The 23,158-nt window shown below is 73.1% G+C and carries 21 protein-coding genes; 12 read left to right on the top strand and 9 right to left on the bottom strand.

From position 1 onward, the window contains the following. Positions 1-172 precede the first annotated feature (172 nt). The 3 genes from BJ999_RS07075 to BJ999_RS07065 all read right to left on the bottom strand — a co-directional run bounded on the left by BJ999_RS07075 (position 173) and on the right by BJ999_RS07065 (position 2,483). A complete protein-coding gene (locus BJ999_RS07075) occupies positions 173-910 on the bottom strand; it encodes a hypothetical protein (protein ID WP_179832533.1) in 738 nt (245 codons plus the stop codon). Continuing rightward, on the bottom strand, positions 907-1,254 hold the full coding sequence (locus BJ999_RS07070) for a PadR family transcriptional regulator (RefSeq protein ID WP_179832532.1): 348 nt from the start codon (positions 1,252-1,254) through the stop codon (positions 907-909). Before BJ999_RS07070 ends, BJ999_RS07075 begins: the two co-directional genes overlap by 4 nt. Before the next feature lie 593 nt (positions 1,255-1,847). Continuing rightward, positions 1,848-2,483, bottom strand: coding sequence for a TetR/AcrR family transcriptional regulator (locus tag BJ999_RS07065; protein ID WP_179832531.1), 636 nt, complete (start codon positions 2,481-2,483; stop codon positions 1,848-1,850). A 157-nt stretch (positions 2,484-2,640) separates the two neighbouring features. On the opposite strand from BJ999_RS07065, the gene BJ999_RS07060 reads away from it, so the two are divergent. After that, the gene (locus BJ999_RS07060; protein WP_179832530.1) at positions 2,641-4,473 is read left to right on the top strand and encodes a serine/threonine protein kinase; all 1,833 of its coding nucleotides are present in this window, start codon (positions 2,641-2,643) and stop codon (positions 4,471-4,473) included. 101 nt (positions 4,474-4,574) lie between these two features. On the opposite strand, the gene BJ999_RS07055 is transcribed toward BJ999_RS07060, so the two are convergent. Beyond that, positions 4,575-4,826 (bottom strand): DUF397 domain-containing protein, encoded by a 252-nt coding sequence (locus BJ999_RS07055; RefSeq protein ID WP_179832529.1) that lies wholly within the window; start codon positions 4,824-4,826, stop codon positions 4,575-4,577. Then, positions 4,826-5,647 (bottom strand): helix-turn-helix domain-containing protein, encoded by an 822-nt coding sequence (locus BJ999_RS07050; protein ID WP_218935599.1) that lies wholly within the window; start codon positions 5,645-5,647, stop codon positions 4,826-4,828. The genes BJ999_RS07055 and BJ999_RS07050 overlap by 1 nt, the downstream gene beginning before the upstream one ends. A 271-nt stretch (positions 5,648-5,918) precedes the next feature. Here BJ999_RS07050 and BJ999_RS07045 point away from each other — a divergent pair, with 271 nt between their 5' ends. From BJ999_RS07045 to BJ999_RS07030, 4 genes are all read left to right on the top strand, one after another. Beyond that, positions 5,919-6,536 (top strand): ATP-binding protein, encoded by a 618-nt coding sequence (locus BJ999_RS07045; protein ID WP_179832527.1) that lies wholly within the window; start codon positions 5,919-5,921, stop codon positions 6,534-6,536. Positions 6,537-6,656: 120 nt separating this feature from the next. Then, positions 6,657-7,010, top strand: coding sequence for an STAS domain-containing protein (locus BJ999_RS07040; RefSeq protein WP_179832526.1), 354 nt, complete (start codon positions 6,657-6,659; stop codon positions 7,008-7,010). A 203-nt stretch (positions 7,011-7,213) separates the two neighbouring features. After that, positions 7,214-8,470, top strand: coding sequence for a M16 family metallopeptidase (locus tag BJ999_RS07035; RefSeq protein WP_179832525.1), 1,257 nt, complete (start codon positions 7,214-7,216; stop codon positions 8,468-8,470). After that, positions 8,467-9,831, top strand: coding sequence for a M16 family metallopeptidase (locus BJ999_RS07030; protein ID WP_179832524.1), 1,365 nt, complete (start codon positions 8,467-8,469; stop codon positions 9,829-9,831). The genes BJ999_RS07035 and BJ999_RS07030 overlap by 4 nt, the downstream gene beginning before the upstream one ends. Positions 9,832-9,970: 139 nt before the next feature. Here the strand turns inward: BJ999_RS07030 and BJ999_RS07025 are convergent, their stop codons facing one another. Beyond that, positions 9,971-11,212 carry an MFS transporter gene (locus tag BJ999_RS07025; protein WP_229810724.1) on the bottom strand — a complete coding sequence of 414 codons (1,242 nt, stop codon included), beginning with the start codon at positions 11,210-11,212 and terminating at the stop codon, positions 9,971-9,973. A gap of 70 nt (positions 11,213-11,282) precedes the next feature. Between BJ999_RS07025 and BJ999_RS07020 the strand changes: the two genes are divergently transcribed. The 3 genes from BJ999_RS07020 to BJ999_RS07010 all read left to right on the top strand — a co-directional run bounded on the left by BJ999_RS07020 (position 11,283) and on the right by BJ999_RS07010 (position 14,984). Then, entirely contained in the window at positions 11,283-11,657 is a 375-nt protein-coding gene (locus BJ999_RS07020) for an ArsR/SmtB family transcription factor (protein WP_179832523.1), read from the top strand. A 230-nt stretch (positions 11,658-11,887) separates the two neighbouring features. Then, positions 11,888-13,507 carry a sporulation protein gene (locus tag BJ999_RS42860; RefSeq protein WP_179832522.1) on the top strand — a complete coding sequence of 540 codons (1,620 nt, stop codon included), beginning with the start codon at positions 11,888-11,890 and terminating at the stop codon, positions 13,505-13,507. A gap of 595 nt (positions 13,508-14,102) precedes the next feature. Next, complete coding sequence (locus BJ999_RS07010) at positions 14,103-14,984, top strand: hypothetical protein (RefSeq protein ID WP_179832521.1); 882 nt, start codon at positions 14,103-14,105, stop codon at positions 14,982-14,984. An 11-nt stretch (positions 14,985-14,995) separates the two neighbouring features. Here the strand turns inward: BJ999_RS07010 and BJ999_RS07005 are convergent, their stop codons facing one another. The 3 genes from BJ999_RS07005 to BJ999_RS06995 form a co-directional block, all read right to left on the bottom strand. Continuing rightward, positions 14,996-16,237: a hypothetical protein gene (locus tag BJ999_RS07005; protein WP_179832520.1), complete on the bottom strand. Its 1,242-nt coding sequence runs from the start codon at positions 16,235-16,237 to the stop codon at positions 14,996-14,998. A gap of 39 nt (positions 16,238-16,276) precedes the next feature. Next, positions 16,277-17,149, bottom strand: coding sequence for a hypothetical protein (locus BJ999_RS07000; RefSeq protein ID WP_229810723.1), 873 nt, complete (start codon positions 17,147-17,149; stop codon positions 16,277-16,279). Between the two features lie 207 nt (positions 17,150-17,356). After that, on the bottom strand, positions 17,357-19,762 hold the full coding sequence (locus BJ999_RS06995) for an ATP-binding SpoIIE family protein phosphatase (protein WP_179832519.1): 2,406 nt from the start codon (positions 19,760-19,762) through the stop codon (positions 17,357-17,359). 199 nt (positions 19,763-19,961) lie between these two features. Here BJ999_RS06995 and BJ999_RS06990 point away from each other — a divergent pair, with 199 nt between their 5' ends. The 4 genes from BJ999_RS06990 to BJ999_RS06975 all read left to right on the top strand — a co-directional run bounded on the left by BJ999_RS06990 (position 19,962) and on the right by BJ999_RS06975 (position 23,086). After that, complete coding sequence (locus BJ999_RS06990; RefSeq protein ID WP_179832518.1) at positions 19,962-20,684, top strand: TetR/AcrR family transcriptional regulator; 723 nt, start codon at positions 19,962-19,964, stop codon at positions 20,682-20,684. A 424-nt stretch (positions 20,685-21,108) separates the two neighbouring features. After that, positions 21,109-21,735, top strand: coding sequence for a sigma-70 family RNA polymerase sigma factor (locus BJ999_RS06985; RefSeq protein ID WP_179832517.1), 627 nt, complete (start codon positions 21,109-21,111; stop codon positions 21,733-21,735). A gap of 437 nt (positions 21,736-22,172) precedes the next feature. Beyond that, positions 22,173-22,547 (top strand): SSI family serine proteinase inhibitor, encoded by a 375-nt coding sequence (locus tag BJ999_RS06980; protein WP_179832516.1) that lies wholly within the window; start codon positions 22,173-22,175, stop codon positions 22,545-22,547. Positions 22,548-22,663: 116 nt separating this feature from the next. After that, entirely contained in the window at positions 22,664-23,086 is a 423-nt protein-coding gene (locus BJ999_RS06975; RefSeq protein ID WP_179832515.1) for a CBS domain-containing protein, read from the top strand. Positions 23,087-23,158 lie beyond the last annotated feature (72 nt).

Genomic DNA, 23,158 nt, shown 5'->3' with positions numbered 1-23,158 from the left:
CCGCTCACGGCGGGACGAACCCGTGGGCGAACCGGATCCTGGGATACCTACCCAGCTGAGCGGTTCGGACGGCCCCGCCCGCCAGCGAGAACAAAGGGACAGATGATACGAGACGTGAAAAGGGAGGAAAGTTTCAGCCACCGTGGAGCGTGCGTCCCGGCGGGGGGCTTCGTCAGGAGGCGCGGCCGCGGTCGAGCCAGACGCGGGCCGCGATCAGGCCCATGACGATCAGGGCGCCCAGGAGGAGGCCGATGAGGAGGCCGGTGCCCGAGCCGTCCGGGGCGAAGGCGATCCAGGCGCCGCAGACGGCGGCGATGAAGAGGCCGTAGCCGGCGACGAAGGTGTAGAAGCGCCTGCTCCAGAAATTGCGGCCCGACGGCGTCCCGGGGACGGCGTGGAGTTCCGCCTCGGGGCCGAGGGAGGCCGCCTTGGGCCGCTTGAAGTACTCGAAGCAGACCCAGGTGCCGCAGGGCTCCCAGCCGTCCGGCGCGAGACGGCCGATGACGGCGTTGCGGCGGCCCGGCAGGACGGTTTCGCGGCGGTACTCCCAGCGCTGCGGGCCGTCCGGGTCGCGGTGGCTGACGAAGCGGCCCGTGTTGTCGACCCGTTCCACCTCCCAGCCCTCCTCGCCGTAGCGGTTGAGGACCTCGCGCTCGTGGAAGGCGTCGGCCCTCCACTTCCAGGTCCCGGCCTCGTCCGGCGGGACGGGGCCGGTGCGGACGTCCGCCCGCGCCTCGTCCGGGGCGACCTGGGGGGCGAACGCCTCGGGCGTGCCGAACTCCTGCACGGGGTCGGTGCCGGACTCGGCCACGAAGGCGGCGAGGTCGTCGACGGTGCGGGACACCTCCTCCTCGGGGAGGCCGCGGGCGCGCAGCCGCTCCGCCAGCTCGTCGAAGTAGGGGTTCGTCATCGTCCTGCTCCCTCGGTGAGCATGGTTCGCACGGACTCGTCGAAGTCGAGCCACAGGCCGCTCTGCTCGGCGAGAGTCACGCGGCCCACGTCGGTGAGGTGGTAGTAGCGGCGGCCGGGGCCGCGGTCGGCGGCGCGGAACTCCGCCGAGACCAGCCCGGCCTCTTCCAGGCGGTTGAGGACGGGATACAGGGTCCCGCCCTTGATCTGCCCGAGGCCCGCGTCGGCGAGCGTCTTGGCGATCTCGTAGCCGTAGCTCTCGCCCCCGGTCAGGCTGGCGAGGACCAGCAGGTCGAGGACGCCCTTGAGCCAGCTGGCGCGGCGGTCGGCGGGCACGGCGGTCATCGCCCGCCACGCGCCGGCGGGCGGCCGGGGCCGGCCGCGGCGTCAGGCGTGATCTTCATGGTTCGCTCCCTCTGGCTAGTTGGCCGAGCGAGCTAAACCGTACGGCAATCTAGTTAGATATACAACCTAGATAGCCACCACGAGTCCCTTGAAGCGGGGCCGGATCCGGTCGCCCGCTAAACGGAACGATCACTCGGAATAGCCGGAAGGATCTTGCGGTTGCAACTACCGTGCGAGAGCCCGCCAGCCGGGTGGCACCCATGTCAGTGACCTATGGAGGAGAACCGTGCCGAGCAGCATTCCCCGCACCCGTTCCACCGGTGAGCGCAAACAGGTGAGAACCACGTCGCTCCGCGCCCTCGCGGTCGCCGCGCAGTTGGAACGCAACCATGCCCCGGAGGGTCCACCGGGCAACGCGGCGGGCCGGGCGGACACCCGCCGCCGTCGGCGGACACCCGACCCGGCCTGACGCTCCCAGCCCGGCCGCACCTCCGGTCAGGCATGAGAAAGCCCCCGCATCCGCGGGGGCTTTCGTGCTTTCTGCGCCATACCCGGGCCCGCCCCACGTTCGGCCGGGCGCGGGCCGTGCCGGACTAGGCGCGGGCGAGGTCGAAGAACTTGTGGACGGTGGCGCGGGTGCGTTCCCGGCCCACGCTCTCCACCATCGCGGTGAGGTGCTCCGCGCCGAGGACGGCCAGGAGCGCGTGCGCGGCCGCCTCACCGTCCGGGACGGCGTCACCGCGCTGGTCGAGCAGGATCGTCAGGTGCCGGTGCCAGAAGCCGTAGGCGCCGATCCGGTACCGCGCCCCCGGCGAAGCGGTCTCGGACATGCGCACCAGCGACAGATGGTCGAGCGCGTAGTTCAGGTAGGCGTCGGCGAAGGCGTGCAGCCGCTCGGACGGCGGCACGACCGCGCCGTCCTCACCCGGGCCCAGCGGAGACGGGCCGGACAGGATCGCGTCCTGGAGCCCGCGTTCGCGTTCGTTCAGGAGCGCCACGGCGAGGCCCGCCTTGTCGCCGAACCGGCGGAAGAGCGTGCCCTTGCCGACGCCCGCCTCGGCGGCGACGGCGTCCATCGAGACCGCCTCCACTCCGTGCCGGGCGAAGAGCGCGGCGGCGGCGTCCAGCACCTTCGCGCGGTTGCGTGCCGCGTCGGCTCGCTCCTTGGGCGGCGGGGTCCGCATCAACTCCAGATCGACGCGCCTCGTACCGGCCGGGCGACGGTCCATCGTCGCCTCCTCCCCTGATATACAACCGGACTATAGTCCCATTAGGTGGCCGCGGCCACCACCGCCTGATCATCCGCTTTGCCGAGCGCATACCCTCGTTGGTCATAGTCTTGCGGAACGGTCCTGGGACGAGGCGGAACGACGGGGAGAGAGTGGCGTGACGGACAGGACGATGCCGGATGCCCATCCGCTGAAGTCGGGGGACCCGGACGAGCTCGGGGGGTACGAGATCCTGGGCCGCCTCGGCGAAGGCGGGCAGGGCGCCGTCTTCCTGGGGCGTCCGCGAGGCGGAGCCGGAGCCGTCCGCGCCGACGAGCATGTCGCGATCAAGCTGCTGCACGGCAGGCTCGCGGGGGACGAGTCCGCCCGCGCCCGGTTCGTCCGCGAACTGGAGGTCGCCAAGCGCGTCGCGCGCTTCTGCACCGCGCAGGTCCTGGACGCCGACGTGGCGGGCAACCAGCCCTACATCGTCAGCGAGTACGTGCCCGGCCTGTCGCTGTTCCACCTCGTGCGGGCGGAAGGCCCGCGCAGGGGCGGCGCCCTGGAGCGGCTCGCGGTGGGCACCCTCACCGCGCTCACGGCGATCCACCAGGCCGGGATCGTGCACCGCGACTTCAAACCGCGCAACGTCATGATGGGACCGGACGGCCCGCGCGTCATCGACTTCGGCGTGGCGCGCGCACTGGGCGCCGCCGGTGAGACGCAGAACGTCGGCACTCCCGCCTACATGGCCCCGGAGCACTTCGCCGGCGACCAGGTCGGCCCGGCCGCCGACATGTTCGCCTGGGGCACGACCATGACGTTCGCCGCGACGGGACGTCCCGCGTTCGGCAACGACGAGATGGCCACGGTCATGCAGCGGATCCTGACGGGCGAGCCTGATGTGGGCGACCTGCCGAGCCCGATGCGCGAACTCGTCCTCGCGTGCCTGGCCAAGGAGTCCGCGCAGCGCCCGACCGCTCGCGAGGCCCAGGAGCGGCTGGTCGGCGCGGCCAGCGGCGCGGCCTCGCCCGTGTCCTCCGTTCCGCCTCTGCCGGCCGTCCCGGGGCTTCCCGCCGAGATCCCCGCTCCCACGCAAGCGTCGGCGCCGCGCGGTTCGACGGACCCGTACGCCGCACCGTCCGCCATGGCCGGTGCGGCGCCGCCCCCCGAGCACGCCACGGACCCCTCCGGCGTCGGGCATGGGACGGCTCCGCAGCCGCGCCCGTTCGCCGAGGGCGCGCCGCCTCCGGGCGGCCACGTCCACGGCGCCCCCGGGATGCCGCCACCGCTTCCTCCGGGGCCGTCCAGCGACCACGGGTCGGACGGCAGGGGACGCGGGCGCCTCGCCATACCGCTGGCGGCGGCCGTGGCGGTGGTGTTGGTCATCGCGGGCGGCGCCGCGTGGGCCGCGACAAGGCCGAGCGGCGACAAGGGCCGGTCTGTGTCGGCGTCCGACGAGAACCAGGGCGCAGGGGGCGACTCGGGCTCCGCGAACGGTGCGGCCGGCGGCCCCCAGAGCCCGACGACGACCAGACCCGGGCAGCCGAAGCCTGGAAAGAGCGGAAGCCCCGCGAGCCCCGGCGCCTCCCCGAAGCCGGGTTCGCCGCAGCAGCCCGGTGGATCGACACCCACGCGAGGCACCGGCGGGGGCGGGGGCAGTTCGACGCCTCCCAAGGAACCGCCCAACAAGTACACGCCGCAGTCCGCGTGCAACAGCGGCGGCAAGGGAAGCGGGTACTACGTGCTGCGCTCCATGGGCGTGTCCGGCGGCGTCGCCTACCTGCTCTACAGCAACTCGACCAAGTACAACTGCGCCGTCACCATCAAGTCGAAGCACGTCGGCACGAAGTCGCCGGTCTCCACCTGGATCCAGAAGAAGGGCGGAGGCGCCATCAGCGACAGCGGCTCGTTCGCCTGGTACGCGGGGCCGGTGTACGTGAACGCGCCCGGCGCGTGCGTCCGCTTCGGCGGCAACGGCAGTACCGCCCCCTACGGCAACTGCGGCTGACCCACAGAACAAGGCCACCCTCGCGCCTGGGGTGGCCTGTGTCTCGTTCGGACGGTCGGGTCGACGTTCGGTGCACCGGTGCCGACCCGGCCGCTGCTGGATCAGTTGTGGGAGGCGATGAGATGGTCGAAGTCGCCGTCCTTGGCTCCAAGGATGAGCGCTTCTATCTCGGGGCGGGTGTAGATGAGGGCCGGGCCCTCGGGATGGCGGGAGTTGCGCATCGCCACCTGCCCACCGGGCAGTTCGGCGATTTCCACACAGTTCCCCTGGGAGTTGCTTCGCCGGGACTTCAGCCATCGTGCTCCGAGGAGCTCGGCGGCCGGTATCCCGTTGTCGTAATCGGTCTGGAGCATCATGTCTCTCTGAGAAGATCACCGAGAAGCTCGACGGTGCGCTCCGGGGTCGCACTGTCGACACACAGGCGTTCCATCGCCTGGAGGTAGGTGTCGACGTCGTCGCGCTTGTCCAGATACATCGCGCCGGTGAGGTTCTCGACGTAAACCACGTCCGGCAGATCCTGCTCGGGAAAACGCAGGATCGTGAAGGCGCCCCCCTCGGCCGCGTGGCCTCCGAACCTGAACGGCATGACCTGGATGGTGACGTTGGGCAGCTTCGACATCTCGATGAGGTGCTCGAACTGGCCCCGCATCACTTCCGGTCCGCCGATGGGGCGCCGCAGCGCCCCCTCGTCCACCACGGCCCACAGGCGCGGCGCTTCCGCGCCCGTGAGGCGTTCCTGACGCTGCAGGCGCAGCTCCACGCGCTGGTCGATCTCGTTTTCGGCGGCCCCGGCGTTGCCCAGGCGAATCACCGCACGCGCATACCCCTCCGACTGCAGCAGTCCCGGGACGAACTGCAGTTCATATGTGCGGATCAACGCCGCCGACTCCTCCAGGCCCACATAGGTCTGGAACCAGCCGGGCAACACGTCGTTGTACCGGTGCCACCAACCGGGGGTGTTTGCCTCCCGCGCAAGCTGTAGCAGCGCGTCGCGTTCCGTCTTGTCGCCGACGCCGTACAACGTGAGCAGGTCGTCCACGTCTCGTTCTTTGAAGCTGACCCTGCCGAGCTCAAGACGGCTGATCTTCGACTCCGACGCGCGGATGACGTAGCCGGCGTCCTGACGGGTCACGCCCTTCTGCTCACGCAGACGGCGAAGCTGCGACCCGAGCAGGATCCGACGGACCGTCGACCCGCTTCCCGGCGTCTCTGGAGTCACGCCCAACCTCCCGGCTATTCGGCGGACAGCGAACCTAGTGTGCCACTGGCCTCAGCGTCCTGCGGTTACCTCCGATCTCCCGCGTGCGATCCGCGTCGGCCCACACCCTCGCGACGCGGATGCACGTGCATTGGGCCTTGCATTCGCACGCTACGATGCGCAGGATAACGCACGAGACTTCCGAGCCACGGCTGCACAACGAGATCACTCTGCGGGGTCCGGTGGAATGACGTCACGCCACGCGCACGACGACACGCGTTGGGAGCTCGGCCCTCTCGCGGGGCCGGACGACCCACGGGCCCAGGCTGGGCGCTCGACGCCCGTCCCGGAGGCGTTCGACCTGCCTCCCCGCCTGGACAAAGCCGTCACGGCGCTGACGGAACTGCGGGGGTCCACCGTCTCGTTCACCGTCGAGCCCGATCCGGAATCGGTCACCGAGGCCCGGCACTTCGCGATCGCAAGGCTGGCCGAGTGGAGCATGGCCGAGCTCGTCGACGACGTCGGCCTCGTCGTCTCCGAGCTCGTCACGAACGCGCTGCGACACAGCGGGAAGACGGCCGGCGGGCGGCCGGGCGACGACGTGCACCGCGAGGGCGTGTACGGCGACCCGGCCGACCCGCTCGGCTCCGCGCCGTCCGCCATCCGGCTGCGCCTCGGGCACGAGGGGCCCTGGCTGCTCTGCGGGATCATGGACGCGAGCCGGACGGCCCCCCGCCGCAAGGAACCCGACTACATCGCCGAAACCGGACGCGGCCTGCACCTCGTCGAGTCCTTCAGTGTCCGGTGGGGATGGCGCGCCCTCGCGCAGGGAAAGGTCGTCTGGGCCCTCTTCCGGTCCCCCTGAAGGACGCGACCGGGTCGACGGGCGTAACAGCGCGCGACCGGGGTAACAATGGAATTCCCCCCGACGAGGCCCTAGAACTTCTCCAGGGTTGGACGAGTCGAGGGGCGGAGAGGAGCACCGGTGGACTTCGCCGTCGAGCATCGCGTCGAGCAGGGTCTCACGGTCGTCAAGATCAGCGGTGAGATCGACGTCTTCACCAGCCCCCGCCTGCGCGAGGCCCTGCTCGAGATCATCGACAACGGCGGCGCGCACCTGGTCATCGACCTCGGCGAGGTGACCTTCCTGGACTCCACGGGCCTCGGCGTGCTCGTCGGGATCTACCACCGGCTGCGGGCGCGGGACGGGTCGATGTCGTTCATGGGCGTCAACGACCGGGTGCGGCGCGTCTTCCACGTCACCCAGCTCACCAAGATCTTCGTCCTGCACCGGTCGCTGGAGGACGCGATCGCGGCGCACGAGTCCGCGGCGCCCTGAGCCTCTCGCTCCTGATCCCCCGCCTCCCGTCCCGCTTCGCACGCCCTCGCACCTTTTCATCGGTGTGAGTTATCCACAGTTTCCGTCGGCGCTCCCCCCGCCGAGCGCACCCGGTACGGTGAGACCGAGATCAAGCCCGCCGCCTGGGACGCCTCCCGACGCGCGCGGTGCTGTCCGGCCCATCGAACGGACGGGAGCGCTCCGTGGCAGAACAGCCGCTGCATGAGCACACGCTCGGCAATGGCCTGCGCGTGGTGGTCTGCGAAGACCACGTCGTACCACTGGCCGCCGTGAACATCTGGTACGGGGTGGGCTCGCGGCACGAGCGGGCCGGCCGCACCGGCCTCGCGCACCTCTTCGAGCACCTGATGTTCCAGGGCTCGGCGAACGTCGCCGAGGGCGAGCACGCGGCGCTGCTGGAGAGCGCCGGTGCCGCGTTCAACGCCAGCACGTCCTTCGAGCGCACGAACTACTACGAGACGGTGCCGGTCAGCCACCTGGAGCTCGCGCTCTGGCTGGAGGCCGACCGGATGGGCACGCTCCCCGCCGCGCTGACCCAGGCCAACCTCGACAACCAGCGCGACGTGGTGAAGAACGAGCGGCGCCAGCGCTACGACAACCAGCCCTACGGGACTGCCTTCGAGCGCCTGTGCGCGCTGATGTTCCCGGAGGGCCACCCCTACGCGCACACCCCGATCGGCTCCATGGACGACCTGGACGCCACCACCCTCGACGACTGCACCGACTTCTTCGCCACCTGGTACGCGCCGGGCAACGCCGTCCTGTCCGTCGTGGGCGACGTCGACCCGGAGAAGACCCTGGAGGCGGTCGAGCGCTACTTCGGCGGCCTGCCCGCCGGCCCGGCCCAGCCCGCCGCGCGCCCCGGCGCGCTCGCTCCGCTGACCGGCGTCCGCGGCGAGACGCTCGACGAGGAGGTCCCCTCCCCCGCCTACTTCGCGATGTTCCCGCTCCCCACCGACGGCGGCGACGACATCGAGGCCGCCGAGCTCGCGGTCGAGATCCTCGGCGGCGGCTCCGGCTCCCGCCTCTACGACCGGATGGTGCGGCGCGACCAGATCGCCACCGAGGTGTGGGCCGGGGTCACGCGGCTCGCGTCCGGCCAGTCCCTGGCGATCGTGGACGCCGTCGGCCCCGAGCCCGAGAAGATCGCGGCCGTGCTGGACGAGGAGCTCGGACGGTTCGCCGCGCACGGCCCGGACGCCGACGAGACCGCCCGCGCCACCGCCCAGGCCGAGCGCGGCTTCCTGGAGCAGACCGAGACGGTGACGGGGCTCGCCAACGCGCTGTCGCAGAACGCGACGCAGTTCGACGACCCGGCCCGGGTCTTCACCGCCCCCGGCCGCGCCGCCGCGGTCACCGGTGACGCGATCAAGGAGATGGCGGGCCGCTGGCTGGCCCCGGGCGCCCGCACCGCCCTGACCTACGGAGGCAACTCGTGAGCAGCGGCCTTGCACTGCAGCCCCGTCCCGTCCCCGGGCCCGTCCCGGCCTGGGCGTTCCCGGCCGGCACCGCGGGCCGCGTCCCGGCCGGCCCCGCGACGCTGCGCTGCGACCTGCCCGGCCGCCGGCTCGCCGCCGTCCGCCTCGTCCTGCACGCGGGAGCGGGCCGCGAGCCGTCCGGCCTCGACGGCGTCGCGACGCTGGTCTCCCGCGCCCTGCTGGAGGGCACCGAGCCCGGCGGCGGCACCGCGCTGACCGCCGCGTTCGAGCGGCTCGGCGCCAGCCTCTACGCGCACGCCGACCTGACCGCCCTGCGCATCGCGCTGGACGTCCCGACCACGCGGCTCGGCGCGGCCCTGGACCTGTTCTCCTCGGTGGTGCGCCGCCCGGCCCTCGACGACGCCGACGTCCGGCGCCTCGTCCGCGAGCGCCTGGAGGAGATCGCGCAGGAGGACGCCGACCCCGGCACGCGCGCCATGCGCGAACTGCGGGCCGTCCTCTTCCCGGAGCAGGCCCGGGCCTCCCGCCCGACGGGCGGCACCCCCGACTCGGTCGGCGCGCTGCAGGGCTCGCACGTCCGAGACTTCTACGGTTCCGTGGTCCCCGCCGAGGCGACCGCGGTCGTCGCGGGCGACCTGGCGGGGACCGACGCCGAGGGCGCCCTCAGCGCCGCCCTGGAAGGCTGGGCGGGCTCCGCCGCGCCGCTCCCGACCGCCGACCGGATCCTGCCCGAGTCCGCCGCCCGCATCGTCGTGGTCGACCGTCCCGGCTCCGTGCAGACCTACCTCAGCTTCGGCCACGGCGTCCCCGACCGCTCCCACCACGACTGGCCGTCCCTGATGGTCGCGTCGCACGTCCTGGGCGGCGGTCTCACGTCCCGCCTCAACGCCGTCCTGCGCGAGGAGAAGGGCTACACCTACGGCATGCGCGCAGGCCTGCTCCGCATGCGGCACTGCGGCCTGTTCATCGCCCAGGGCGCCGTCCACACCGAGGTCACCGCCGACGCGGTCGCCGACGCCCTGACCGAACTGCGCGGCATCGTGTCCCGCGGCATCGACGCCGAGGAGCACGGCTCGTCCGTCCGCGCCCTGGCCGACCGCGCCCCCGCCGAGTACGAGACCGCCCGCGCCGTGGCCGCCGAACTGGCCGACGTGTCCGCCAACGGCCTCGGCGCCGACTACCCGAGCGCCTACCTGGCCGCGGTCCGCGCCTCCACCCCCGACGGCGTGGCCCGCGCCTACCGCAAGCACATCGACCCCGACGCCCTCACCGTCATCGCCGTGGGCGACGCCGCCCAGATCCGCGAGCCCCTCGAAAAACTCGCCTACGCCCCCGTGACCGTCACCACAAAGGAGACCTGACTCCCCCAAGGGCGCGTCGGGTGTGGAGTGGCTTGCGCGGTCTCAGGGGCAACGCCCGCCCACCGTTGCCGCCCTGCGACCCGGCACACCATGCCGCGCCGCGGGCGGCTTCCAACCGCAGCGCCCTGCCGGCGCAGTTCTAGCCCTCCAGGTGCCGTCGCCCGGCGGCCACAAGGAGGCCACCGATCACGGCGAGCGCGGCGAGAACCGCAGCGAACAGGGTGGCGCCGGTGGTCAGACCGACGGCGTCGCTGAGGTAGCCCGCGGTGACCGGGAGGAGCCCGGCGGGGACGTAGCCGCCGATGTTGAACGCGGCGTTGGCCTCGGCAAGGCGGCACGTCGGGACGGCGCTGTTGAGCAGCGACAGACCGCCGAGTTGCCCCATTCCCTGGCCGGCACCGGCGAGGGCGGCCGACGCGACGAGCGCCGCCGACGACGAGCCGTGCACGGCGGTGACCAGCGCGGCCATCGAGGCGGTCGTGGCGGCCGCGCCCGCGAGGAGGATGGTGCGCCGGGGCAGCCGCTGGACGGTGAACTGCACGCCGGTCGCCGCGGCGAACATCACGAATGCCGTACCTCCGGCGACGATCCGGTTGTCGGTGCCCAGCAGGCCGGACAGCAGCGACGGCCCGAGCGACAGCACGAACGACGTCGCGGTGATGCCGGGCGCGAACACCGCGATCCCCAGGGCGAGCCGCATCGCGCTTTCGCGCGGCACGCCGGGCACCCGGACCCATGACCTCGTCGCGGGAACGGAGGGACGCGGCATCGGCAGGCGCATCACGGCCAGGCCGGCCGTGACCAGGACGACGGCCTCGACCGCGAACACGGTGGTGGTCGGTGCGGGGAGGCCTTCGGACAGGACGCCGGCCAGGAACGGCCCGAGGCCGGCGCCGAAGACCATCGCGGACGAGGCGAGCAGCGCGGCCAAGCGGCGGCGGGAGGGGCCGGCGACGTCGGTGACGGCGGCCATGCCCGCGGAGACGGTCGCGCCGACCGCGACACCGGTCAGCAGCCGAGCGACGATCAGCATGCCCACCGTGGTGGCGGTCGCGAAGACGCCGCAGGCCACCAGCGCGAGGACGAGCGCCGGCAGGAGGACGGGACGGCGGCCGAGCCGGTCCGACAGCACTCCGGACACCAGCAGCGAGCCGAGCAGCCCGACGATGTAGAAGGCGAAGATCACAGTGAGCGTGCCCCTGGAGAAGCCGATGTCGCGCTGCCAGAGCACGTAGAGGGGCGTCGCCGCGTTCGACAGCACGAACACGGCGGTGACAGGCCAGGCGGCCAGCCAGATGCGGCGGGTGGAGGCATCCGCCTGCAGGGCGCCCCGGGGCGCATGAACCGTCCGGACGTTCGGCATGGGGAAACCCTTCGTCAAGCAGTACGATTTTTCTCGAACTTAGCATGCAGTACGATTAAACTCGTACAAGCGAGCGAGGGGACGGACGATGGCATCGAACACGCGACCGGCGATCCGGGTGCTCCCGGAACCGCCCGGCCTGCCCGAGCCCCTGGCGGAGCCCGCCATGGAAGACCTCCGGCTGGAGACGGTGTTCGGGGCGCTGAGCGGGCCGCTGCGACTGGCCATCGTCCGCAAGCTCCTGCTGGAGCGCGAGGAGTTCGACCATCCCTGCGGCTGGTTCGGCTTCGACCGGCCGAAGTCGTCGCTGACCCACCACTTCAAAGCGCTGCGCGAGGCCGGCGTCCTGCGGCAGCGCCAGTACGGCCTGGAGCGCCGCAGCGAGGTGCGCGTCGACGACCTCGACGCCCGTTTCCCCGGCCTGCTCGACCTGATCGCATCGTCCTCGACCGAAGACCGCTGAGCCCCGAGACGCCCGGTTCGGACGAGGCCGCCGGCGCGGGCGCCAGATACGTCGTGCGGCGCCGGTCCCCGCACGGGTACGCGCACTTGGGTGGAAATTGAGGGATTGGTCCGAGCGAGGTGAACCGGTGGCATGGTGGAGGGGGTCTAAGTTTCTGGTGCGCGCGGTCTGGGCCGCGCGGGCGGTGGGCGCGAGGCGTGTCGTCTCGCGGCGGGAGAGGGGAACGGCCGGTGTCCTACGGGCAGATGGCGGGCGGTGGACCGTCCGTCGACACGATCCTTGCTGAGCCGAACTGCAAACCCGGCGGGGTCGTGGCGGGCAAGGTGCATCTGCGCGGCGGCGCCGGGCCCGCGGAGATCCGGCAGGTGACGCTCGCGCTGATGCCGCGCATGCGGCATCACGGCGGCGAGACGGCGGGGCCCGAGGTGTACCGGGGCGCGCTGACCCGCGGATTCCGGTTGGACGCCGGCGGGCAGCGCGACCTGGCGTTCTCCATCCCGCTGCCGTACGAGCTGCCGTTCACGACCGTCCTCGGCCACGAGCTTCCCGGCTTCACCATCGGGATGTGCACCGAGATCGACGTCGCGGGGCAGCCCGACCCGGGCGACATCGACCCGATCTCGGTGGAGCCGCTGGAGTCCCAGCAGTGGGTCCTCGCCTCGATCGCCCGGCTCGGCTTCCAGATCACGAACGTGACGTTCGAGTCGTCCAAGCTGCGAGGGGTGTCCCAGCAGCTGCCGTTCCACCAGGAGATCCACCTCAACCCGCCGCCGTCGCACCAGGGGCGGATCGAGAAGGTCGGGCTGAGCTTCGTCGCCAGCCCGCGCGTCATGGCCTTCGTCCTGCGCGCCGAGGACCGCGACACCCCGCAGGACGAGTCGTTCGGCGTCTTCAAGGTGCCGCACGCGGAGGCCGCGGAGACCGACTGGAACGCCAAGATCAGCCAGTGGCTGGAGGCCGCGGTGGCGATGCCCCGGTCGTCCCGGCCCGGCCCGGCGGCTCACGGCGCTCCCCCGCCGCCGCCCGGGCAGGCTCCGCTGCCGCCGCCCGGCGGGCACTCGGCGTTCCCGCCGCCACCGCCGCAGCCCGCGGCCGCCTATGGCGGGCCAAGTGAGTACGGGTCGCACGGCAACGCCCATTTCCCGCCTCCCGCACCGGCTCCCGGACAGCGGCAGCCCGCGCCGATGGCCGATCCGGGTTACGCGCCGAGCCCGTCCGGCATGCCCCCGGCGCCCGGGCACGGCTTCCCGCCGCCCGCGCATTCACCGATGCCCGGTCACGGGATGCCGTCACACGGGGCCCCGCCCCATGGGGCGCCGCCTCCAGGACCGCATGGAGCGCCGCCGCCTCCCGCGCCGCCGCACGGGATGCCGTCGCATGGGGCGCCGCCCCCGGCGCCGCCCGGACCGATGCCGTACGCGCCCGCCGCCCATGCCGGGCCGCCCCCGCCCGCGCCGCCGGGGCCCGCGCCGTACTCGCCCCACGGGCACCCGCCGCCGGCGCCCGTCCATCACGGTCCGCCCGGCTACCACGGGCACCGTCACCTCGGGCACGGCGCCGCCGCGGCCGGTCTGGTCGGCGGCGTCGCCGCGGCGGGAGTCGCCGGCGGCATGGCCATGGGCGCCCTGGACGCGGCCGGATACGCGCAGAACGTCGCGGGCTACGTCGCCGGCGCCCCCGTGGACGCCTTCGGCAACGCACTCGCCGGGTACGCGGGCAATGTCGCGGGCCACGTGATCGCGGACGCGGCCGGCGGCATCGCCGGAGACATCGCGGGCGACGTGGCCGGCGAACTCGCAGGCGGCGCGGCCGAAATCCTCGGCGGCCTCCTGGGCGGCCTCTTCGGCTGACCCAACGGCCCCCGGCAGGACGCAGGCGGCGAACTTCCGGGGGCGCGCCGAGTCACCGACGGCCTCCCTGGGCGGCCTGTCCCGCTGACCCGAAGGTCGTCGAGAGGACGCGGGCGGTGAGCTTCGCGGCAGCACCGCCGGAATACTCGACGGCCTCCTGGGCGGCCTGTCCGGCTGACCCGACGGCCTTTGGAGGTCGTGTTCGGTGAGCTTCGTGGCAGCCGCCACCGAACTCCCGGCGGTCTTCTGGGCGGCCTGTCCGGCTCACCCACGGCCCGCGGGAGGGCGCGGGCGGTGGGCTTCCCGGGGGACGCGGGGGTGGGCTTCTGGGCGGCGTTGTCGCAATCGCCGGTGATCTTCTGGGCGGTGGGGATCGCGGGCGTCTGTGGGGGCGTCGCCGGTGAGGCCGGAGACGGGGGCGCGGGCGCGATTCTTCGGGGTTCTCGGGTGGGGTGGGCGGCGGATCTCGGGGGGTAGCCGGGGGGACGGTGGGTAAAGGAAAAGGGGGCGTTTCGGACGGGATCCGCTGCGCACTCGGCCAACCCGGCCGGGGGTGGTTATCGTCGTGAGCGCAGCCTGCCTCCCGAGGAGTCACATGACCACCGTGATCCTGGTTCTGCTCTGCCTCGCGATCGCCGGACGCGAGCTCTACCTGGCGTCCGACAAGCGGCTACCGCAAGCCCAGGCGGAGCTGCGCAATCTGCGGAAACAGATGAACGAGCTCGCGCGGGACCACGACGTGCTCAAGCGGGTGGTGGACGAGGCGACCGAGCCGGTCGGCATTCCCATCCCGCCGCCGCAGCCCGAGGGGCCGCCTTCCGACGTCGCGGAGAGCCTGGAGTCCGTCACCGGGCGGGTGGAGCGCCTGGAGAAGCAGGTCGGCGATCTGTCGGACGAGCTGGCGGGCATCGACCTCGACCGCGACTCCCAGCGCGCGCTGGCGCGGACGCTCGACGCGGTGGAGCAGGACGTCCAGGAGCTGCATCGCGAGATGCTCGACCGGCTCGACCGGGAGGAGGGCGTGGTCACCGGGGCGCTGCTGAGCGAGGAGGGGGAGGGCGAGGCACTGCTCGCGGAGGCCTACGAGCAGTGCGCGGCCGAGTGCGGGCTGCGCGTCCGGCTGCGCGACCAGCGGTCGGAGCAGGCCACCGGCACCTACTGGGGCACCGTCTACCAGATGTCCGGGCGGCGACCCGACGTCCTCGCCGAAGACCTGTTCTCCTACGTGCGCGGCCTCTACGACCCGAAGGACGCGGCTGCGGTGACCGTGCTGCTCACCGAGCTGGCGTCGCTGCGGGGCGGGGGCGTCGCGCGGTTCGGGCCGTTCGTCGCGGTCAGCACGCAGAGCGCGGTGCTGTGCGGCGTGCTGCCGGACGAGGGCGCGCCGCCGACCGAACCGTGGCGGCTCGTCGAGCACATCCGCGAGCTCCCCGCCGACCGGCAGCGCGACCTCACCTGGCTCCGTGCGGACGACTGACTGACGACTGACTAGGGGCGGACGAACCGGGGTGCGCCGTCCGTCCGGTCCACCCTGAACGCCAGCAGGCACCGAGGGACACGCGCCGCGTCGATCTGGAGGCACAGGCCGAGGCCGAGGTCCGGGTCGACGACCACCACGCGCCGCAGGGCACGCAGCGCACGCCGCGCCCGGATCCGCGTCTCCGGACGGCCCGCCTCGCGCACCGTGCCGGTGACCACCCGGCCCGCGTAGCGCCAGAGCGCCACCGAGTCCAGCACGCGCACGCCCGCCGACGTCAGGTTCGCGACGATCACGACGCCGCTGTCGTCGTCCTCGGACGCGGAGGGGGCCTGCAGCGCCCCCTCCCCCGGCAGGTCGCGCGGCGCCCGCGGCCCGCCGACCGCGCGGTGGTAGCGCAGGGGGTCGAGCGTGTCGATGACGAACGCTCCCGCGTACGGCCGGGACGCGCGGGGCGGGCGCGCCAGCCCGTGCATCGGCGCCCGCGCCGCCCGCACGCCGTGGCGGGCGCTGAGGTCGAGCACGATCCCCGCGTCGTCCAGCCATGCCGGCACTCCGAGCCTGGCCGCGGACGTCCGGTCGAGGGCGTCCATGCTCTGCCACAGCTCGTCGGTCCGCCGGGACAGCGTCGAGGCCATGCCGAGTCCGGGGAACGCGCTCTCCAGCACGGCCAGCGTCGCCTGCCACGTGGTGCTGCCGACGAACTCCGCCACGAACGCGTCCGCCATCGCCCTGCGCCGCTCGGGGTCGGCCATGGGGCCGGGCTGCCGCGGGGGCGCCCACTGCGGGACGGGGATGTCCGGCGCCGTCACCGAAGGCGGCTCGGCGGCCAGCCCCTTCCCCGGCAGGAACGGCTCGTCGTCGCTTCGCGCGTGCCGTCCCGTGGGTGCGGGGCCGGTCTCCGGGGGCGTCCAGGGCTCGCCCGGCGCCGGTTCGCCCAGGCCGAATCCGGAGGGCGTCTCGCTTGGGGCCCAGAGCGGCTCCTCCTGGGACGCCGGTGCTTCGACAGGCGGGGCCGGGGGCGGTACCGGTGCGTGGGGGGTCCAGGGCTCGTTCTCGGGCTCCGGAGGCGGCTGGACGGGGACCCAGTCGGACGGCGGCTCCTCCGGCGCCGGTTCCGGGGCGGTTCCCTTGCCCGCCACGTGGACGTCTTCGGGGTAGGGCCCTGGGCGGGGGGTGGTCTCGGGGCCGGCCTCCTCGGGTCCGGGGTCTTCGGGCTGTGGGGTGCGACGGTCACGCGGGCCGAATCTCACGATGTCGATCCTGCGCTCAGATCAAGGTCATAGGCAAGCTCATCGGGACCCGAAGAGCGTGGCGCACAGGGACCGGAGGCGCTCCGGGCCGCCCTCGGCGGGCAGCACGGTGAGGACCGGGTCCGGGGACGGGTCGTGGCGCAGCCGCACGGGCACCTCGCGCCGCGTCGGCTCGTCGGCCCCCTGAGCGGCGGCGATGTCCTGGAGGCCGACGGAGACGACTTCGGGGATCTCGACGACGAGGGGCTGCTCGCCGGCGGGCAGTTCGTCGAGCCAGAGGTCCAGGACGTGGTGGGCGAGACCGTTCAGCAGGCGCCCCCAGGGCTCGACGAGGCCAGGGGGGACGTGCTCGGTCTGCAGTTCGGGGAGGCCGAACCTGGCGAGTCCCCTGGTGGTGATGTAGGAGCCGTCCCGGCCGGCGGTGTGCGGCAGGAGCATCCAGTCGGTCAGCCGGACGGCGCCGCCCGGCCCCGGAAGGGAGCGGAAGAGCCGGTCATGCGCGAGGACCTGCGGGGTGAAGACGTCGACCACCGGGGCGGAGGCGGCCGCGCCGACGGCGCCCGCGACGGCGCGCGCCGCCCACTCGTGGGCGGGCGGCCGCCCCGGCCGGTACGCGGCGCGGACGGCGAGGACGTGCGCCGCGGCGGCGACCGCCTCCACGTCGGACGGGGAGCCGCCGTACAGGGCGAGCAGGTCGGCGGGCAGCGGCGGGAAGCCCTCCGCCGGGCGCTGGTCGAGGGTGAGCATGGGGCTGCCGAGCATGCCGAGGACGAGGTCGCGGAACGGCGGCGAGGTGCGCCGCATCAGCTGCTCGCGGGCGAGGGCCGCCGGGTCGCGGATGGGCTCGGCGAGAGCCACGGCGTAGGTGCCGTAGAGCGTCTCGGGGACCGGTAGCGTCAGCTTCTCACCCAACTCATCTCCTGGCGGCCTCGGCGAACGGCGACCCTTCGATCAGAACGAAGCGGACGTTGGAAAGTATCTGGCGCGAACGGGACAGTTACCTCACACAGCCGCGAGCCGCACCCACGACCACGCCCTCGGCCGACCACCCGGCAGTTCGATTTCCGTGATCTCGGCCGCTCTGCGGGTCTCGCGAGTCCTCGATCACCGGGCCCGGCGTCAGCGCTGGGGGACCCGCTGCTCGAACCAGACGACCTTGCCTCCCTCGGTGCGGTGGGTGCCCCAGCGGGCGGCCAGGTGGCTGACGAGCTGGAGGCCGCGGCCCGACTCGTCGGTGCACTCGGTGTGCCGCAGGTGGGGCATGTCGGCGCCGTCGTCGCGCACCTCGCAGAGCAGCGTGCGTCCCCTGATCAGGCGGAGGCCCACGGACCCGGCGCCGTGCACGAGGGCGTTGGTGACGAGTTCGCTGACGAGCAGCCGCGCGGTCTCGGCGAGGTCGTGCAGGCCCCAGCCGGCGATCCGGGCGCCGACCTGCGCGCGGATCCACGGGACGCTGCCGGGCACGGCGGCGAGCTGCCAGGTGACGACGTCGTCGAGGGGTATGCCGTCGAACCCGACCGCGACGATGGCGATGTCGTCGGCGGGGGCGGGCCCGGCGAGCCGGTCGAGCAGGTCGTCGCAGGTGCCGTCGAGGTCGGCGGACGCCTCGGCGAGGCGGGCGCGCAGCTCCTCCAGGCCGGCGTCGAGGTCGCGGTCGCGGCGTTCCAGCAGGCCGTCGGTGCACAGCACGAGCCGGGAGCCGTCCTCGACCTTGAACTCCACCGTCTCGAACGGCTCGCCGCCCACCCCGATGGGCACGCCCGGCGGGACGGGCAGCACGCGGCTCTCCCCGGCCGCCGTGACGAGGACGGGCGGGACGTGCCCGGCGCTGGCGACGGTGCAGCGCCGCTCGACCGGGTCGTAGACGGCGAACAGGCAGGTGGCGAGGTAGTCCTCGCCGAGCCGGCGGGCGAGGCCGTCGAGCTGGCGCAGCAGCCGGTCGGGCCGCATGTCCTCGGCGGCCAGGGTGCGGACGGCGGTGCGCAGCTGGCCCATGATCGCCGCGGACGTGAGGCCGTGGCCCATGACGTCGCCGACGACGATGCCGAGCCGGCAGCCGGGCAGCGGGATGGCGTCGAACCAGTCTCCGCCGACCTGGGCGGCCTGCTCGGCGGGCCGGTAGCGGTAGCGGACGCGGGCCCCGTCGACGTCCGGCGGGTCGTCGGGCAGCATGCTGCGCTGCAGCTCCTCGGCGACCTGGACCTCGCGCCGGTACAGCCGCCCGTTGTCGATGCAGAGCGCGGCGCGGCGCGCCAGCTCGTCGACCATGGCGAGGTCGAGCTCGTCGAACCCGTGCCGGTCGGGCTTGCGCAGCAGCATGAACGTGCCGAGCACCCGTCCCCGCGCGATCAGCGGGACGACCAGCAGCGCGCGGCCGGTGAACAGGGGGCGCAGGTCGCGGGCGCCGAACGCGGCGGCGAGCCGGGCGGCCCTTCCGTCGTCGACGCGCGGGATGTGCACGGGCCGCCCGGTCCGCATGGCCTGGACGAACGGGGTGCAGGACGGCACGGACAGCGGCTCGTCCTCGGGGACGGCCTCGTCCCAGCGTCCGGGCTCGTCGTTGTGGGCGACGGCGACGCGGCGCATCGGCGTGGTCTCGTCGACCTCGTCGGCGGGCGGCGCGGAGTCGGCGACGACGGTTTCGAGCAGTTCGACGGCGGCGAGGTCGGCGAGCCGCGGCACGAGGACCTCGGCGAGCGTCCTGGCGGCCTGCAGGTGGTCTAGCGAGCTGCCGATCTGCTCGCCGGCCGCGCTGAGGAAGGCCAGCGGCTCCAGCGCGTGGGAGAGGTTCCGGCGGGCGCGCGGCGGGCGGGGCGCCGGGACGCGCGTCACCGGCCGGGGCAGCGGGACGGTCGGCGCGGGGGCCGGGGCGGCCTCGGTGTGCGGGGCGATGGGCAGCCGGATGGTCAGGCCCAGCGACACCGCCGGGCAGCCGAGGCCGAGCACCTGCGAGGCGATCTTCCCGAAGGCGAGCGGGTCGAGCGCGGGCAGCAGTTCGGCGAGGCGGTCGGCGAACGGGCTCGCGAACGGGTCGGGCCCGTCCGGCGAGGGGCCCGCGAGGGTGGGCTCGACCCGCAGCAGCCGGACGGAGGCCGGACGGAGGGCGGCGGCGCCGGCCGGGCCGGGCTCGCCGGGCGGGGCGAGCAGGAGGTCGCCGACGGTGATGCCGATCCCGTCGCGGCGGAGTCTGCGCAGGTCGGCGGCCAGCGCCAGGACCCTGACACCGTGGTCGCCCGGGGCGCCGTCGATGGGGTAGATCCACCAGCCGATCTCGGCGGGCTCCCCGTTGTCGGCCCGCCGCAGGGTGCAGGCGCCGCACCAGACGTGCCCGAAGACCTCGGGCTCGAAGGCGCCGCGGTGCTCCCTGGGGAGCCGGAGGAGATCGCCGGGCGGGCGGCCGAGGGCCTGCGGGCGAGCGGCGCCGAACAGGTCGGCGGCGGTATCGTCCCAGTGGCTGATGCGGCCGCGGTCGTTCACCGTGACGGCCGTCATCCTCGTGACACCCAGCAGATCCGCGATCATCATGCGGTCCCCTCCCCCGAGTGGAACGACGCGCGAAAGCCTTGGCGGCAACTCACGGTGAAGGTGAAGCTACATGCTGTGAGGGCGGTTCGCTCGGGATCCGCCGAATATCTCCGGGTGAGCACTCACTCATCACGCGTGGCCCGTGCTAACGTCCAGCAGGGAAGCGAGGTGGGACGGGTTGGCGACACGAACGGGACCCATGCGCGACCGAATCCTGGCCTCAGCGGTCACGGTGATCCGGACACGCGGGATCGTGGCCGCGACGACCAAGGAGATCGCGCGCGCCGCGGGCGTGTCCGAGGGCAGCCTCTACAACCACTTCGCGAACAAGACCGCGCTGTTCGCGGCGGCCCTGGCCGAGGTGACCGGGACCGCGCGCACCGCGATGACGGGGCTTCTCGGATCGGTCGGGCAGAGCACGGTGGAGGAGAACCTCACCCGCCTGGCGACGGAGATGGTCCGCTTCTACGGCGAACTGCTGCCGATGACCGGGCCCGTCCTGGCCGACCCGGAGCTGATTGCGTGGCTGCGGAGCGACGGCCCCGGGAAGGCGCAGAACGAGGCCGCCGCCAAGTCGCGCGCGCGGACCAAGGCCGACCCCACCGGCGAGCCGCCGCCTCCCGGGGCCCCCGGCGGTCCTCAGGCGGGGCCCCCCGGAGGGCCGACGGCGGGTCCGGTGATGGGCCACGCCGCCCTCATCGGATATCTGGAGGCCGAGCGGAAGGCGGGGCGGCTCGCGGACGGCGCACCCTTGCCGTTCATCGCCGCGGCCCTGCTGGGAGGCTGCCAGCAGCACGCCTTCCTGACCCGGCTCGCGGGCGCGGAGACGGTGGCGGCGGGCGCCGGGCTCCCGGCCGAGCCGGAGGAGTTCGCGGCCCGGCTGGTCCGGGCCGTCCTCGCGGGCCACCTCGCCGCCCCCTGACGAAGGCTTCGAGACCGGGCTCGGCCCCTCGACCGTCCAGGGCACCCCGCGAACGGGCTTCATACCGGCTGATCAGTACCGCTTTGACCAACAAACGACCTGATGTGATGGAGGCCACGTCGATCCTGGCAACCATTTGGCGCGTTCCATGCGTCTTACAGGGCAGGAAGACCCACCGGCGGATGGAAGCGCTCGATCGGGCACGCCCGCGACGTCCCATTACGGGGTCGCTCTGGCATCGCCGAAGCGCGCCGAACCCTCGGCCCACTCTCCATGCGAGGCCGAGGCCACACCGAACCCGCCGGGAACGGTGGCACGTACCACTTGACGGGGGGCGGTTCATCCGCCCGGCCCGCGCGTGCCCCCGACCACGCGCCAGGCAACCGTCCCCGTTCACCGGGGACACAACCCACGGGGAGCGACGATGACCGCTGTCACCACGCCCGTCCACCGCAACGCCAAGGGCGACAACGGCCGCGACGCCGACGGCACCGCCACGCCCGACAACGCGCGCCGCTACGAGCGCGACGTGCTGCCCCTCGCCGACCCGCTCTACATCAGCGCCGTCCGCATGACCCGCAACAGCGCCGACGCCGAGGACCTCGTCCAGGAGACGCTGGCCAAGGCCTACGTGAACTTCCACCAGTTCCAGGAAGGCACGAACCTCAAGGCGTGGCTGCACCGCATCCTCACCAACAACTTCATCAACACCTACCGCAAGAAGCAGCGCGAGCCCCAGCGCGCCGGCTCCGAGGAGCTGGAGGAGTGGCAGATCGCGCAGGCCGAGGCGCACGCGTCCGGCTTCCGGTCCGCCGAGTCCGAGGCCCTCGACCGCATCCCCGACTCCCAGGTGGTCGCCGCCCTGCACGCCCTCCCCAAGGACTTCCGGGACGCCGTCTACCTCGCCGACGTCGAGGGCTACCCCTACAAGGAGATCGCCGACATGATGGGCACCCCCATCGGCACCGTCATGTCCCGCCTCCACCGGGGCCGCAAGCAGCTCCGCGACTCGCTCTCGGACCACCGCGCCGCCCACACGCTTGCTGCCTAGCGTTCTTCTCCTCCTTCGGGCCTTGATGGCCCTGCTGTGCCTATGGCAGTGCCCTCCTCCTTCGGGCCCGGAGGGCCCTCCATCGTCGGGCACCGCGGCGATCGCTGGCATCGCTCCGGCTCGCCTTGCGGCTCGCTGCGCGATCAGATTCTTGCTTCGCTCGAATCTGCCTTCGGACGCGATCGCAACCCATGGAGGTCGTCGCGTGGTTCGGCGGTGGCTGAGGTCGGTGCGCGCGTGACGGCGCGATCGCGACCCTTCACTCGCTTGGTTGCGGCGGTGGCTGAGGTCTGTGCGGGCGGGGGGCGTGGCTGCGGGGGTGTGGTGCTTGGGTGGTTCTGGGGTTGCTCCGGGGCTACAGGGTGCGCATTATTCTGCACGATCTGTTATCGGTCGGATACTTTGTGCGACATCCCTCGGGAACTCGGGAGTCGCGTATGCCGAACCTTCTCAGTGCGGTCGTCATAGGGGCGGTGGTCGCCCTGGTGCCCGCCTCGCCTTCCGGGCCGGAGACGTCGTTGCGGCTTTCCGTCACGCATCCGGGCGGTAACACGTCCGGGAGCAGGACGGTCACGCTGCGTTGCGATCCTGCGGGGGGCGAGCACCCCGAGGCCGCACGGGCCTGCCTGGAGCTGAACGGGTCGGGCGGGCGGTTCGAACACCGGCCGGACGGCCGGATGTGCACCGCCGTCCACGCGCCCGTGGTCGTCCGCGCCGAAGGGCGATGGAAGGGCAGACCTGCCCGCTTCCAGGCCGAGTACGGCAACGACTGCGTCATGCAGTCGCGCACCGGAACCGTCTTCGCGTTCTGACCCGGCGCAGGTCGGCGGCCGATTCACAAACCGTCCGAATAGGGCCGCCGACCGTGGGTAAGGCGCGCAAACACGGGCCACGCGACGCGTCGCCTATTCGGGAGGAAGTGCGCGCTATGTCATCGAGGGTCAGCGACGTGATGACGGCGGCGCCCCAGTCCTTGCCGCTCGACGCGACGCTCTACGAGGCGGCTCGCATCATGCGGGACAAGGGCATCGGCGACGTGCTGGTCACCTACGCGGGACGGCTGTGCGGCCTGGTGACCGACCGTGACATCGTGCTCCGCGCGGTGGCCGAGAGCCGCGACACCTCGCTCACCCCGCTCGGCGACGTGTGCACGGCCGAGCTGACCACCGTCCACCCCGAGGACGACACCGACACGGTGGCGCGGCTGATGAGCGAGCACGCCGTCCGGCGCCTGCCGGTCGTGGACGCCGAGCACCACCCCGTCGGGATCGTGTGCATCGGCGACCTGGCCCTGGCCAACGGCGACTCCGGGCCGCTTCCCGCGATCAGCAAGGCGCCGCCCAACAACTAGGACTCCCCATGAGGCACCAGGGCCGTCCGGCGGCGCAGGGCCCGCCTGCGCATCCCCCGGGGCAGGCTACTC

It is taken from the genome of Actinomadura citrea, from assembly GCF_013409045.1.
Lineage (GTDB): Bacteria > Actinomycetota > Actinomycetes > Streptosporangiales > Streptosporangiaceae > Spirillospora > Spirillospora citrea.
Note: the sequence above shows the minus strand (reverse complement) of the source record. Positions and strands in the feature narration are given on the sequence as shown.

Excerpts from the sequence above, each read along its gene's own strand:
- BJ999_RS06980 (WP_179832516.1), top strand. The coding sequence starts at position 22,173 with ATGCCGAACCTTCTCAGTGCGGTCGTCATAGGGGCGGTGGTCGCCCTG.
- BJ999_RS06990 (WP_179832518.1), top strand. The coding sequence starts at position 19,962 with ATGCGCGACCGAATCCTGGCCTCAGCGGTCACGGTGATCCGGACACGC.
- BJ999_RS07065 (WP_179832531.1), bottom strand. The coding sequence starts at position 2,483 with ATGGACCGTCGCCCGGCCGGTACGAGGCGCGTCGATCTGGAGTTGATG.
- BJ999_RS07055 (WP_179832529.1), bottom strand. The coding sequence starts at position 4,826 with ATGCTCCAGACCGATTACGACAACGGGATACCGGCCGCCGAGCTCCTC.
- BJ999_RS06975 (WP_179832515.1), top strand. The coding sequence starts at position 22,664 with ATGTCATCGAGGGTCAGCGACGTGATGACGGCGGCGCCCCAGTCCTTG.
- BJ999_RS07010 (WP_179832521.1), top strand. The coding sequence starts at position 14,103 with ATGACCACCGTGATCCTGGTTCTGCTCTGCCTCGCGATCGCCGGACGC.
- BJ999_RS07070 (WP_179832532.1), bottom strand. The coding sequence starts at position 1,254 with ATGACCGCCGTGCCCGCCGACCGCCGCGCCAGCTGGCTCAAGGGCGTC.
- BJ999_RS07075 (WP_179832533.1), bottom strand. The coding sequence starts at position 910 with ATGACGAACCCCTACTTCGACGAGCTGGCGGAGCGGCTGCGCGCCCGC.
- BJ999_RS06995 (WP_179832519.1), bottom strand. The coding sequence starts at position 19,762 with ATGATGATCGCGGATCTGCTGGGTGTCACGAGGATGACGGCCGTCACG.
- BJ999_RS07045 (WP_179832527.1), top strand. The coding sequence starts at position 5,919 with ATGACGTCACGCCACGCGCACGACGACACGCGTTGGGAGCTCGGCCCT.
- BJ999_RS06985 (WP_179832517.1), top strand. The coding sequence starts at position 21,109 with ATGACCGCTGTCACCACGCCCGTCCACCGCAACGCCAAGGGCGACAAC.
- BJ999_RS07020 (WP_179832523.1), top strand. The coding sequence starts at position 11,283 with ATGGCATCGAACACGCGACCGGCGATCCGGGTGCTCCCGGAACCGCCC.